The sequence below is a fragment of the Paenibacillus rhizovicinus genome (assembly GCF_010365285.1).
GTDB lineage: Bacteria > Bacillota > Bacilli > Paenibacillales > Paenibacillaceae > Paenibacillus_Z > Paenibacillus_Z rhizovicinus.
Genome location: NZ_CP048286.1, coordinates 4992228 through 5005627, shown reverse-complemented (window position 1 = coordinate 5005627; position 13400 = coordinate 4992228). Strand labels below are relative to the sequence as shown.

The 13400-nt window shown below is 54.2% G+C and carries 13 protein-coding genes; 1 reads left to right on the top strand and 12 read right to left on the bottom strand.

Translation table 11 applies throughout. From position 1 onward, the window contains the following. Nucleotides 1–118 precede the first annotated feature (118 nt). The 5 genes from GZH47_RS22530 to ilvB all read right to left on the bottom strand — a co-directional run bounded on the left by GZH47_RS22530 (nucleotide 119) and on the right by ilvB (nucleotide 5793). Entirely contained in the window at nucleotides 119–778 is a 660-nt protein-coding gene (locus GZH47_RS22530; RefSeq protein WP_162643275.1) for a response regulator transcription factor, read from the bottom strand. 28 nt (nucleotides 779–806) lie between these two features. Further along, complete coding sequence (locus GZH47_RS22525) at nucleotides 807–2174, bottom strand: sensor histidine kinase (RefSeq protein WP_162643274.1); 1368 nt, start codon at nucleotides 2172–2174, stop codon at nucleotides 807–809. Nucleotides 2175–2345: 171 nt separating this feature from the next. Beyond that, entirely contained in the window at nucleotides 2346–3338 is a 993-nt protein-coding gene (gene ilvC, locus GZH47_RS22520) for a ketol-acid reductoisomerase (RefSeq protein ID WP_162643273.1), read from the bottom strand. Between the two features lie 227 nt (nucleotides 3339–3565). Next, nucleotides 3566–4051 carry an acetolactate synthase small subunit gene (gene ilvN / locus GZH47_RS22515; RefSeq protein ID WP_162643272.1) on the bottom strand — a complete coding sequence of 162 codons (486 nt, stop codon included), beginning with the start codon at nucleotides 4049–4051 and terminating at the stop codon, nucleotides 3566–3568. After that, a complete protein-coding gene (gene ilvB / locus GZH47_RS22510; RefSeq protein ID WP_162643271.1) occupies nucleotides 4048–5793 on the bottom strand; it encodes a biosynthetic-type acetolactate synthase large subunit in 1746 nt (581 codons plus the stop codon). The genes ilvN and ilvB overlap by 4 nt, the downstream gene beginning before the upstream one ends. A gap of 552 nt (nucleotides 5794–6345) precedes the next feature. Here ilvB and GZH47_RS22505 point away from each other — a divergent pair. Then, nucleotides 6346–6792, top strand: coding sequence for a GNAT family N-acetyltransferase (locus GZH47_RS22505; protein WP_162643270.1), 447 nt, complete (start codon nucleotides 6346–6348; stop codon nucleotides 6790–6792). A gap of 112 nt (nucleotides 6793–6904) precedes the next feature. On the opposite strand, the gene GZH47_RS22500 is transcribed toward GZH47_RS22505, so the two are convergent. From GZH47_RS22500 to GZH47_RS22470, 7 genes are all read right to left on the bottom strand, one after another. Beyond that, a complete protein-coding gene (locus tag GZH47_RS22500) occupies nucleotides 6905–7297 on the bottom strand; it encodes a hypothetical protein (RefSeq protein WP_162643269.1) in 393 nt (130 codons plus the stop codon). A 368-nt stretch (nucleotides 7298–7665) separates the two neighbouring features. Further along, nucleotides 7666–8754, bottom strand: coding sequence for a M24 family metallopeptidase (locus tag GZH47_RS22495; RefSeq protein WP_162643268.1), 1089 nt, complete (start codon nucleotides 8752–8754; stop codon nucleotides 7666–7668). 156 nt (nucleotides 8755–8910) lie between these two features. Beyond that, nucleotides 8911–9270, bottom strand: a complete 360-nt coding sequence (gene rplT / locus GZH47_RS22490; RefSeq protein ID WP_162643267.1) for a 50S ribosomal protein L20 — start codon at nucleotides 9268–9270, stop codon at nucleotides 8911–8913. 38 nt (nucleotides 9271–9308) lie between these two features. Further along, complete coding sequence (gene rpmI / locus GZH47_RS22485; RefSeq protein ID WP_162643265.1) at nucleotides 9309–9512, bottom strand: 50S ribosomal protein L35; 204 nt, start codon at nucleotides 9510–9512, stop codon at nucleotides 9309–9311. Nucleotides 9513–9535: 23 nt separating this feature from the next. Further along, complete coding sequence (gene infC / locus GZH47_RS22480) at nucleotides 9536–10129, bottom strand: translation initiation factor IF-3 (protein WP_162643264.1); 594 nt, start codon at nucleotides 10127–10129, stop codon at nucleotides 9536–9538. Nucleotides 10130–10541: 412 nt separating this feature from the next. Next, nucleotides 10542–11780 carry a glycosyltransferase family 2 protein gene (locus GZH47_RS22475; RefSeq protein WP_162643263.1) on the bottom strand — a complete coding sequence of 413 codons (1239 nt, stop codon included), beginning with the start codon at nucleotides 11778–11780 and terminating at the stop codon, nucleotides 10542–10544. 301 nt (nucleotides 11781–12081) lie between these two features. After that, the gene (locus GZH47_RS22470) at nucleotides 12082–13254 is read right to left on the bottom strand and encodes a glycosyltransferase family 4 protein (protein ID WP_162643262.1); all 1173 of its coding nucleotides are present in this window, start codon (nucleotides 13252–13254) and stop codon (nucleotides 12082–12084) included. Nucleotides 13255–13400: the final 146 nt, after the last annotated feature.

Below are 13400 nucleotides of genomic sequence, written 5' to 3'. Positions count from 1 at the left end.
CGTTTGGGATGAAGTATTAGGATGTGCTCCTTACTTCATATTGTAGGGGGCTGCCGTAAACCCTATAAGTACCAACTTTCTCTGGTACCTCCACCGGAACGGTACACGCGGGCAGATCTCAGAACAAATCGTGGTCCTTCGCCTTCTGCGCCGCTTCCTTGCTGCTCTTCCCGCCGATCTTGCGCAGTATATTGCCCACGTGATTCTTAACCGTACGCAGCGATAAGAACGACTGCTCGGCAATCTGCGTCTGGCTGTAGCCATCGTGAATCATCGCTAATAGCTGCACCTCCGACGGGGTCAGCATGCGCTTGAATTTATCGGTTTCGTACTCCCTTTCCAGCTTCTTCAGCCTGCGGAACTCCTCCAGCATCTGTCTTGCGGCAAACGCGTCGATTGCGGATTGATCCGCGGCCGCCTGCCGAATGGCTGCCGGAATGGAGGCGAAATCCGATTTAACGAGGTAATTGACGGCTCCCGCCTTGAACGCCTCCGCGACGAATGCTTTGTCCTCCATGGACGTGAGCATAATAATCCGGGCTTGCGTCGCAGCGGACAACTCGCCAGCGAGTTTCAATCCTTCCGGGTTATCAGCCATCATAATGTCGAGCAGGACGACGTCTGGACTGCATGCCGCAGCCAACTGGAGCACGGCCGCCGGTTCGTCCGTTTCGCCGACTACCTGCATGTCCGGTTCTCCGTTCAGAAACGACGACAGTCCCCTGCGCCAATCCGGATCGTCCTCAACAAGCAAGATTCCAATGGATCGTTTGTGCATCGCGTGCCTCCTTCCCTTCTGAAACAGCTTACATCAGGCGGTATTTACGCTTTCTTAGATTGCGAAAATGAAACCGCACGGTCGTGCCGGATCCCGGCTCGCTGCTAATGCGGAGCTCTCCGCCCTGCCGGCTCATGAGCTGGTAGCAATACGCAAGGCCCAAGCCGAAATTCATGGCCTTGCCGCGCTTGGTCGTGAAGAATGGCTCCGTCACTTTGCGCAAATGCGCCTTCTCGATTCCCGTTCCCGTATCGCGGATCTCGATCGTGCTGCCATGCCGGCCGGCGAGAACAGCGACAGTCAAGACACCGCCGCCTGCCGCCATCGCGTCGATCGCGTTTTGCAGGACGTTATGTATGGCTTCTTTCGTTTGTTCGGGATCCGCTATCGCCGTCGCTTCTTCATTCAGCTCCGAGCGAACGGCGATCCCCTTGTCCGCCGTCTGCGCGGCGACTGCGGCAAGCTGGCTCTTCACCAGCCCGGCAAGCGCAACCTCCTGCGTCTGCAGCCGGAGCTCCTGCGTCCGTTCATGGACGCTCCGGATCATGGCTTCAATATGTACGGCAGCCGTGCTGACGACGCTCAAATCCGCTCTGAGCTCCGCTTGTTCCCCCGCTTCGCGGGTCATCTTGTCGGCGAACAGCTTAATCTTGCCGATGTCGTTCTTGATCGCGTGGTTCAGCATGGCGGTTCCGCTTGTAATGGCGCGCAGCGAATAGTCGAGCTGCCGTTTCTCGATGAGCAGCTGCACGCCCAGGAAGCCGAAGTTAAACAGGGAGAAGAGGAAGATAACGAACGCAAAGCCGATCGGCCAGACGTTATACACCCATAGCCGGTACAAGCCGAATAGCGGCAGCACATAGTTCATCGTCAATGCGATCAGCACGACCGGAAGCACGGCGAGCAGCAGCAGCGCATGCGCGCGGCGTTCCGCCGGATGAATGAATCGTTTGGCTGCAAGCAGCAAGGCTCCGAGCGTAAAATAAGGCAACGCCCAAATCGCCAGCAACCGATAGTGAACCGGATAGTCGTCCGCGATCGGCAGCAGAAGCATGCCCAGCGGCAGAGCTAGTGCCGCGACCGAGATCCGGCGGTTGATGCCGGCTGGAAGCAAGTCCCGGTTATAAGATGCCCCAAAGCACAGAAAACCGTAGGGCAGTCCGTAATAACTGCACCACGAGCAGCCGCGCTGAATGACGCGCATCGTCTGCTCTCCCGCGGCATAGATGTCTCCCCGTTCCAGCATGCCGACGATCCAGCCCTCCAGCACGGAGGCCAGCGCGCCCATCCCGCCGCAGAATGCGACCAGGCTCAGCCATCGTCCAGCCGGATTCCGCCGGTTGGCAATCAATAATAGTCCCGAAACCAGCCATAGCACGATCCAAACAAACAACATCCCGAAGCGGCTCCTCTATTAACAATTCCTGCGATTGTCGGATTTTCTTTATTATACCATGGCGCTCAGCCGGCCAGCGCAAGAATCCGCCACGATCCAGAACGAGAAAAGGCCCCTGACGCCGCTCGCTTTCGCGAAGGGCGCAGGGGCCGAATCCTATACGAGCAAAGCTTACTTCTTGATCCAGTGCATCAATTCGCGAAGTTGACCGCCGACCACTTCGATCGGGTGTTGTGCTTCGTTGCGGCGAGTAGCCGTCATGAATGCATTGTTGGATTGGTTCTCCAAGATGAAGTCGCGAGCGAATTTACCTTGTTGAATGTCAGTAAGAACGGCTTTCATTGCTTTTTTCGTTTCGTCTGTTACGACGCGAGGACCTGTTACGTAGTCGCCGTATTCAGCCGTGTTGGAGATGGAGTCGCGCATAGTGGACAGGCCGCCTTCATACATCAGGTCAACGATGAGCTTCAGCTCATGCAGACACTCGAAGTATGCCATTTCTGGCGCGTAGCCTGCTTCAACCAGCGTTTCGAAACCTGCTTTAACGAGGGCAGTAGCGCCGCCGCAAAGTACGGCTTGCTCGCCGAACAGATCGGTTTCGGTTTCTTCGCGGAACGAAGTTTCGATAACCCCTGCGCGCGTGCAGCCGATGCCTTTTGCATATGCAAGGCCGATTGCTTGTGCATTGCCAGTAGCGTCTTGCTCGATCGCGATCAGACCAGGAACGCCGAAGCCTTCAACATACGTACGGCGAACCATGTGACCTGGCGATTTAGGAGCAACGAGCAATACGTCGTTGTCTTTGCGAGGTTTGATTTGGCCGAAATGAACGTTGAAACCGTGGGAGAACATCAGAGCTGCGCCGTGTTTCAGGTTTGGCTCGATTTCTTCTTTGTACACGCGTGCTTGCGTTTCGTCCGGCATCAGGATTTGAACAACGTCAGCCAGTTTAACCGCTTCGCCAACGGACAATACTTCGAAACCGTCGTTTTTCGCTTTTTCAGCGGATTTACCGGCGCGAAGACCGATAATGACTTTCAGACCGCTGTCGCGCAGGTTTTGCGCTTGGGCGTGACCTTGGGAACCATAACCGATGACCGCGATTGTTTTGCCTTGAAGAACGCCTTGGTCTGCATCTTTTTCGTAATACAATTTAACTGCCATTGTAGATAATGCCTCCTTTAATTTAACCCTTTTGAGCGGGTGTTACAGGCGGGACGCTGCCTAAGACCGGTTGGACCTGTCCGAGAAAGGACCCGGACCCGGAACCGGAACAAGATGCACCGGAACAAGATGCAACAACAAACATCGTCTGCCGCGCTCTAACCCCCGCTCAAAAGCGGTGTTTCGTTCATTGGTTTGATTGGTTTGCTTGGTTTGCGTTTCTGTTCTTACTTCGCGTTGCCGCGAGTCATTGCCGTAACGCCCGTGCGGGACAGCTCGCGAATGCCGTAAGGCTTCATGAGCTCGACCATGGCATCGATTTTCTCCGTATCGCCGACGACTTGCACCATCAACGAATGAGTGCCGATATCGACGACAGCTGCCCGGAATGTTTCGACGACGCCCATAATTTCAGGACGCGCGGCAGGCTCGGCGCTTACTTTAATCAGTGCCAGCTCGCGCGCAACCATCGGGTTCGCGCTGAGATCGATGACTTTAATAACGTCGATAAGCTTGTACAATTGCTTGATGACTTGTTCCAGCGTGTTGTCGTCGCCCGTCGTAACGATGACCATCCGGGACAAGCCGGCTTCCTCGCTCGTCCCGACGGTGATGCTTTCGATATTGAAGCCGCGGCGTCCGAACAAGCCGGATACACGCTGGAGGACGCCGGGCTGGTCATTGACAAGAACGGCTATCGTATGTCTTTTCATTCCGCATCCCCCATTAACATTTGATCGATCGTGGACCCTTGCGTAACCATCGGATACACGTTCTCATGCTTGCGTACAACGAATTCCACGACGGCCGGACCTGGATGATTCATCGCTTCCGTCCATGCCGCGCGCGCCTCTTCCTTCGTCGAAGCACGGAAGCCTTTTACGCCGTAAGCATCCGCCAATTTCACGAAATCCGGGCTGCCGGACAGATCGATATGGCTGTAACGGTTATCGTAAATCAGCTCCTGCCATTGACGGACCATGCCGAGTACCTGGTTGTTGATAATAACAACCTTGACCGGAATGTTGTTGATGGCGCAGATCGCCAGCTCTTGCGCGCACATTTGCATGCCGCCGTCGCCGTTGATGGAAATAACCAGGCGATCCGGGTTCGCCATTTGCGCGCCGATCGCCGAAGGGAAACCGAAGCCCATCGTGCCGAGGCCGCCGGACGTAACCCAAGAGCGCGGCTTGTTGAACTTATAGAACTGCGCGGCCCACATTTGATGCTGACCGACGTCCGTCGTCACGATTGCTTCGCCTTTGGATTCCTCGTACAGCATTTCGATAACCCATTGCGGCTTCAGCTCGTCTTCGCTGTCGGTGTATTTGTAAGGCTTCTCTTGCTTGGATGCGAGCAACTGCGCGCGCCAAGCGTCTGCTTTGGCGGCATACTTCACGTCTTTGTTGGCGATTTGCAGCACTGTCTTCACGTCGCCGACGATTGGAATATCCGTCGGAACGTTTTTGCCTATTTCGGCCGGATCGATGTCGATATGAACGATTTTGGCATGCGGCGCGAAGCCTTTCAGCTTGCCGGTTACGCGGTCATCGAAGCGAGCTCCGATATTAATGAGCAAATCCGACGACTGGATCGCCGTGTTCGCCGTGTACGTGCCGTGCATGCCCGGCATGCCGAGCCAGAGATCTTCGCCGCTTGGGAATGCGCCGAGGCCGAGAAGCGTCGTCGTAATCGGAATGCCCGATTTGATGATAAACTCATGCAGTTCTTCATGGCCGCCGGAGTACACGACACCGCCGCCTGCCAGCACGATCGGACGTTCAGCTTCCTGAATCGCTTTGATCATCTTGTCGACTTGCAGCTTGTTCGGCTGTACTGTCGGGTTGTAGCCGCGGATGCTCACTTCCGTCACCGGCTCGAACATCGTCAATTCTGCGGAAACATCCTTCGGAATGTCGATGAGCACGGGACCTTTACGGCCCGTATTCGCAATATGGAACGCCTCGTGGATGATACGCGGCAGATCAGCCGCTTTTCTTACGAGATAGCTATGTTTCGTAATCGGCATCGTGATGCCCGTAATGTCCGCTTCCTGAAAAGCATCCGTACCGATCAAAGTCGTCGCTACGTTACCGGTGATGACGACCAGCGGCACCGAATCCATATACGCAGTCGCGATGCCCGTGACCAGGTTCGTCGCCCCAGGTCCCGATGTCGCGATACACACGCCGACTTTACCGCTTGCCCGCGCATAGCCGTCTGCCGCATGAATGGCGCCTTGCTCGTGACGGGTCAGCAGATGCTGAAAATCCGAGAAGCCATGCATGGCGTCGTAGATGTACAATACCGCGCCGCCCGGATAACCGAACACGCAATCGACGTCCTCCAACACCAAGCTGCGAAGTAAAATTTCTGAGCCCGTGATGACCTCCGGTTTTCTCAGTTTTTCTTTGATTTCCTCTTTTGACCTTAACGTTGCGTTTTGAGCGACCATTAAGTCGTCCTCCCTTCTTAAAAAAACAAAAAAACCTTTCGTCCCAGACGCGTATTGCGTCCAGGGACGAAAGGTTTAGCTTCCGTGGTACCACCCAGTTTGTCATGCGCCTCACGGCACATAACCTCATAAGGTAAGAAACGAACGCAAAAGGTTGCTTCTACCTTGGCACATTAACGTGTGCCCTACGATTTTCCCTAATGCGTGACGCTTGTCGGCGCAACTTTTCAGGAAAACAGCTCCGAGGTGAGCTCGTTGGAAAGGGATTTTGGCGTCGGTTTCAGCAGTTCCGTACGCTCTCTGGAGCAAAAGGGCCCTTAACACTTCGTCCTCTTCATAGCCGATCACTTTATTAAAGATGAACTTGCTGCCGAATACGGCACCACTGTTCTTCTTAACTTATCGCTTATTATATGCTCTGCGATTCCATACGTCAAGAAGAAGGATGAGCATTCCGAGAAAAACTTATGTACGCTCTCCGGCAGCGTGCGCGCAGTCCGCGGCAGCGACATAGAATATAGCACCATTCGACCAAAGAAAGCGGGATGCCTTATGATTCGAGCACGCCGGGCGCGAACGGACGATACGGAAATCATCCGCCTGATCAAACAAGAGCTGATCCCTCTCTCCCATACAGCATCGCCCCGGGATGCCCAAACGATACGCGAGCTGCCTAAACGCATGAACGACGGCGTCTCGCTCGTTTATTCCCGGACCAAGAGAAGCACGCCCATGGGCTATATCCATTATTATATCCGCGACGACGTGCTTCTCTACGACCTGCTGGTCGTACATCCGCAGCACCGCGGCAAACAAATCGGCACATCGCTCATGAACCATGCCGAAGCGCAGGGCAGGGAACGAGGCGTGAAACTCGCCAGGCTGTTCGTGGACCACGGAAATCCAAGAGCCCAGCGGCTCTATGCCAGACTGGGCTTTCAGACTGTCCGCTACTATTCGGATTTGCGCTGCTACGAGATGTTGAAATCGCTGCTGTAGCCAGCTTGATGGTGTCGGCCTGCTGCTGTAGCCAGCTTGATGGTGTCGGCCTGCGCTTGCTTCCGCTCGGCCGATTGAACGCTCGGCCGTTCTTGACCGCATGCGGCGCCGTTTAGAAGAACGGCGTATTCACGAAGCCGGGGCCGGGCTGGCAGCAGCAGCCGCCGTCGAAACCGGGACCGGGGCCAAAGCCGGGGCCGCCGAAACCGGGACCGCCGAAGCCAGGACCGAAACCAGGGCCGCCGAAGCCGGGACCGAAGCCAGGACCGAAACCGCCGAAGCCGAAACCGCCGCCGGCGAACAAGCCGATTGCCAGCAGATCGAACAAGACGAGCGGAATGATCGCTCTCGTCTGTACTTCTTTGCCTTTAACGACGGGAACCAGCTGCAGCTGATTTTGGTGCATCCGAACGAGCTTGCCCGTCACGACCGAACCGTCTTTGCGAACCGCATAGATGGTTTTTCCGACCAGCTTTTGCGCTTGTTCTTTTGTAACGCGTGGCATAGGATTTCCTCCTCATGAAATGTACTTCCATTGCTTGTGTTTGCCTAATACGGCAAATGTACTTGCCCGACATTTGCCTCGAAAGGTAAAACGGCGTTGTCCTATACTCTATTCACTAGCAGAAGATTTCGATTGTACCGATGTCCCTAGTACAATACACCAAATCGTAGCGCCTTCCCTTATAGAAGCCTCCGTACAAATCGGCTTCGCCAAGCCGATTCTTCTTTTTCAAGCGACAAAGGCGCAGCTCCTGAGTACCAGGAAGCTGCGCCTTTGTCGCTGCGATATAACCAATAACCAGTAACCAGTAACCAAGAGCCAATATGCCAGTAGCCAATATGCCTTTGCCGTAATGGCACGTCTTCCCCTTAGCCGATCACCGTCAAGGTTTTCGGATAATTCGTCAGCACCTCGACGCCGCTCGCGGTCACGAGTACGTCATCCTCGATGCGCACGCCGCCGAGCCCGGACACATAGACGCCGGGTTCGATCGTAAACGTCATCCCTTCGCGCAGCAGTTCCAAGTTGTTCCCGTGCACCGACGGATATTCGTGAATATCGAGGCCGAGCCCGTGTCCGAGCCGGTGATTGAATTGCGGGCCGAATCCTGCGGCCGCGATCGATTCGCGGGCCGCGCGATCCAAGCTGCCGAACGAGGCTCCCGGACGAACCGCTTCGATCGCCCGCAGATTCCCTTCAAGCACGGCGGCATAGATTCGCTTCATCTCGTCCGTAATCTGGCCGACGGCGAATGTCCTTGTTATGTCGGATGCATATCCGTCCGCGAACACGCCAAGGTCAAACAGCAGCAATTCCCCTTCCCGTACAGCCGTTCGGTCCGGCATGCCGTGCGGCATCGCGGATTTCGCGCCGGCCAATACGAGCGTATCGAACGAAGGTCCTTGCGCGCCTCTCTTCTTCATCTGGTATTCGAGCTCGGCGACAAGCTCGATTTCCGTGACGCCGGGCTTCACCAAGGCAGCTCCCGCCTGCAGCACTTCTTCCACGATGCGGACCGCGTTTCGCATGCGTTCCGCTTCCTCGGGAGACTTGGTCACGCGCATCTCCCGCAGCGGCATGCCGATATCCGCGTACACTTCGGCGCCGATTGCCGCGCGGAGCGTCTCGAACCTGCTGACGCTTAGATGGTCCTTCTCGATGCCTAACGAGCGAACGCCGTCCGGCATAAGGCCGCGAAGGATCGCATAGGCGTCGTCGGTATCCGAATGGGTATGGATATGCTTAACCGACGCCGCCGCGTGAGCCGCCTCATAATCGAGCGCGGGCACAAGCAGGAACGCTTCTTTCCCTCGAGGCAGCAGCATGCCAAGAAACCGCTCATGGGGATCCGAAGCGAATCCCGTCAGATAATACACATGCTTCGGCTCGGTAATCAGCATCGCGTCGATGCCATTGTCGTCCATATAGGCTTGCAGCTTATTTATAGAAGCACTCATCCGATAACCACCTTTCTTTCCTCTCCCTGCTATTGTACGTTTCCGAACCGAATGTATCCAGTTCGACAGCGCCTCCGCCTCTCTCGAACCGCACGGATCGCACAAAAAAACGCCCTCCGCGAAGGAGAGCGCTTCTTCATCTATAGCTTCAGTAAACTACGCGTTTACTTTTTCTTTTGCAAGGTTAGCAAATGCGTTGAACGAGTTGATATCGTTCACGGCGAGGTCAGCCAGTACTTTACGGTTGACTTCAACGCCGGCTTGTTTCAAGCCGAACATGAATTTGCTGTAGGACAGGCCGTTTTGGCGAGCTGCCGCGTTGATACGAACGATCCACAGTTTGCGGATGTCGCGTTTGTGTTGACGACGGTCACGGTATGCGTACAGCAAAGATTTCATTACTTGCTCTTTAGCTGTTTTAAACAGGCGATGCTTGGAACCGAAATAACCTTTTGCTAGTTTCAAAATTCTTTTACGACGACGTGCGCGGACGAATCCGCCTTTAACTCTTGCCATGAGTAGAAACCTCCCGAGTAATTAATTGAAATTATGAATTAACCTTTGATGTTTGCAAGACCTTGAGCCAGGCGTTTTACGTCGCCAGGAGCCATAACTGGGTTTGTAGCCAGAACGCGTTTTTGACGAGCGGATTTGCCCGACAGCAAGTGGTTTTTGTAAGCTTTATAACGCATTACTTTACCTGTACCCGTAATTTTGAAGCGGTCTTTCAAGCTGCTGTGCGTTTTCATTTTAGGCATGTGGTGTTCCTCCTCAAAGAATGTTAGTTAGTCGTTTTCGGAGCCAGAATCATGATCATGCTGCGGCCTTCAAGCTTCGGCACGCGCTCCATGACGCACAAATCGGACACTTCGTTTGCAAGCCGGTCCAAAATCTTCTGGCCGACGGAAGCATGCGTAATTTCACGACCGCGGAAACGGACGGAACATTTCACTTTATCGCCTTCGCCTAGGAATTTCACGACATTACGGAATTTGGTTTGGTAGTCGTTCTCGTCGATGTTCGCACGGAACCAAACTTCCTTGGTGTCAACGATCTTCTGGTTCTTGCGGGCTTCCTTCTCTTTCTTCTGCTGCTCATAACGGAATTTGCCATAGTCCATGATGCGGCACACCGGCGGTTTCGCTGTCGGTGCAACGTTCACGAGGTCCATGTTCAAATCGATTGCCATTTGCAGTGCTTCACGGAAAAGCTTGATGCCGATCTGCTCGCCTTCGGCGCCTACGACGCGGACTTCTCTCGCCCGAATCTCATCATTGATTTGATGTTCCCTGCTAATAACCTGCCACCTCCAAAGTTTATGAATCGAGAAGTCGCCTTCTCTCAAAAAGATCAGAAAAGAACGCGTAATCCTCATACTTACTGATCTGATCTTCCCAGCAAAAGCAAAAAATGCGGATCCGCTCGGGACCCGCATTCCAATAACCAAGATTAAAGGCTTCCTAATCAGCGCATGGCTGACAGCCTGTTCTTAATCATCGATCGCAAACCGTTCAGCCGCAGCCGAATAGGTGAGAAGCGGGCGCCTCTGCTTGTGCGTAAAACGTGAAATTATCGTTTCAAGACACGTTACCGAAATAATATAGCATAGTTCATTGCCTACAGTCAACCTCTTTGTGGAGGCCGCATTTTGTAACGCCATGGCGTATACCGGCTTCGTATCGAGATTGCGATGACCGCTCCCGTGGTGCTCCGCACCAAAGTCGTTCTCATTCGCAATCTCGATGCTTCGCCGATCGCCCAAGTCGATTCAAGCAAGCCTCAAAACGCTACACCTGCTTGCTCTGCACCTCTTCAAGACGAAGCACGCGCGTATGCTGCGTGTGGCTCCATTGCTTGTTGTTCTGCGTGAAGAACGCGTAGAACGTGATCGGCAGCCAGGACAGTTGGAAGAACACCATCGAGAACAAGTGCGCGTACATTTTCCACGACTTGATGCCTTCGAGCATCATGACGAGCGGGAACATGACGACCGTTGCCGTAATGGCTACGATCGCAACCCAGCTAGGCAGGTAGTAATAAATCGATGCGAACACGTTGTCCGCCGGAATCAGGTTATCCATGTACAGCAGCGCCGTGACGAGGAAACCGAGGAACGTATTGTATACCGAGATGGAATACAGCGCCGCGTCGAACTTGACGAAGCTGCGCTCCTTGATGCTCTGCCAGAGCAGCGGGAAGAAGTAGCTCCGCGCGACGGTGAAGTGACCTTGCATCCAGCGCAGACGCTGGCGGGCCGAGGCCTTGAACGTGAGCGGCTTCTCGTCGTATACCTTCGCGTCGTAATTCAACACAGGATGAATGCCGCGCTTCACGCAGCGCATGGAGAACTCCAAATCCTCGACAAGGCTCGTCGCCCCCCAGCCCATTTCTTTCATGAGCTCGGTATCGAAGCACATCCCCGTGCCGCCAAGGTAATTGGCCATGTTCAGGTTGCGGCGGGACAGCTGCCACAGCCGGTTGCAGTACCAATACGTGATGGCATAAGAAGCCGTAACCCAGGAATCCGTTGGATTCTTCGTATCCAGGTACCCTTGGATGACTTTATGGCCTTCGCACAGATCGTTGTTCATATGAACAAGGAAGTCGTTGCCTACGAGGTTGTCGGCGTCGAACATCACGATGGCGTCGTATTGGCGCGGCATCGCCCACAATTCCTTCAGCATCCACTCGATCGCATGGCCTTTCCCGCGCAGATGCGGGTTCTTGCGTTCGCATGCTTGGACGCCGTAGCCGCGTACGATTTCGGCCGTGTTGTCCGTGCAGTTGTCGCAAATGACGAAGATATCGTAAAGTTCTTTCGGGTAATCCAGTTTTTGCAAGTTCTCGACGAGCGCCCCGACCACTTGGGCTTCATTGTGCGCGGCTACGAGGACGGCAAACGATTTTTGCGGCTTATGCTGAGCGGTTTTGCGTTTTCTGACGATGCCGAACAGGGAAATCGTGAATTGATAAACCCCTACGAAAGCCAGAAAAATTTGAAACAAAATAATGATGGTGTTAATCATTATTTTTTACTACCCCCTTGAGACCCCATTTTTGTCATATTTTCTCTAGTTTTTTAAACCTTCGCCGAGGTATCTATTTTTTGTAAACCGCGGCCTTACTGATTTTCCATGCTGAACGGCCTTTTGTCAAAAGTAGAAATCGGCGCTGAGCGCCTAAGAAAGCGGAGAAAAGCGCTTGCATTGGAGATGTACGGAACAAAACCGCTTTTTTCTTCCGTATCGCCCTTATTTTCAACCATTTACGGTTAAATCATGTTTCATTTTGTATTAACGAGAAATAAATCGGCAAAGTTTCAACGGTTCAGCCCCTTATGTGACGAATTGATGAACTCATGTCCGCCCGGGACACCGCCTCAAATTTGGCCAGCAGTTCATCGAATATCAAGTCCCAGGACTGCCGCATGCTGTGCGCTAGCCCGCGGGCCATGAATTGGTTCCGCATGCCTTCGTCGTTGTAGAGCCGCGCCAGCGCATCGCTGAACGCATCGGCATTGCCAGGCTCGCATCGAAGACCGTTCCATTCATGCCGGACGGTATCCACGACGCCTCCGGTGTCGGCGCAGATTACGGGCGTGCCGCATGCCATGGCTTCCAATACTACGTTGCCGAATGTCTCGGTCGCGGAAGGGAATAGAAACACATCCGCCGCGGCATACCACTGCTGCAGCTCCGCGACGAAGCCTAGAAAATGCGCGGAAACCCCTTGCTGCAGCGCCTGCTGCTTAAGGTTATCCATGGACGGACCGTCACCTGCGATGACGAGCGCGGCATCCTTGCAAACGTCGCGCTGAAACTTCGCAAACGCCGAGATGGCGATGTCTGCGTTTTTCTCCGGGGCAAGCCTGCCCGCGTAGAACACGATGTATGGGCTGCGTTCAAGGCCGTGGTTGGCCAGCAGCTGCTTCTTGTCAACGTTCGGATGGTAACTCTTCGTATCCACGCCGCGCGTCCAGACGTCCAGACGCTTCTCGTCCCACCCCCGTTCCTTCAGATCCTGAAGCGTTGATTTGGAGGGCACGAATATAGACCGGCAATCGGCATGAAACCAATTGATATACCTCCATAACATCTTAACCATCCATTGGATATTGTAAAACGCTAAATAGCGATCAAAATGCGTATGGTAGGAAGCAATCAGCGGAATCCGGTGTTTCTTGGCATAATGAATGCCGAACAAGCCCATGTTAAACGGCGTGGCAACATGGATGACCGTCGGTTTGAACGCATCCAGCGCCCTGCGCACGTGAATGGGATTCGGCAAGGCGAGCCGGCATTCCGGATAAAGAAAGAATGGGAGACTGGCGAAACGTTCGACGAAAGGCGAAGCTTCGCGAGACTTCGAGACCGCCGGGTCAGGAGCAAAAACAAGGCAGGGTACGTCCTGCATGCGCAAATAGTCCGTCCATCGTTCCAAAGTCCGGGCAACCCCGTTTATCTCGGGTGCAAACGTATCCGTGAATAAGGCAAGCCGCATTCGAAATCGCCTCCATTATTCGGCCTTCGCAGCACTTCCGTCCAAGCCTGCAGGGCTGCTCGCAACCGGTATTTGGATGTAGTGTAAAGGAATTGTATTACCGCGGTATCAACCCTTCGTGAAGGGATGATGAAGAATTAATACGG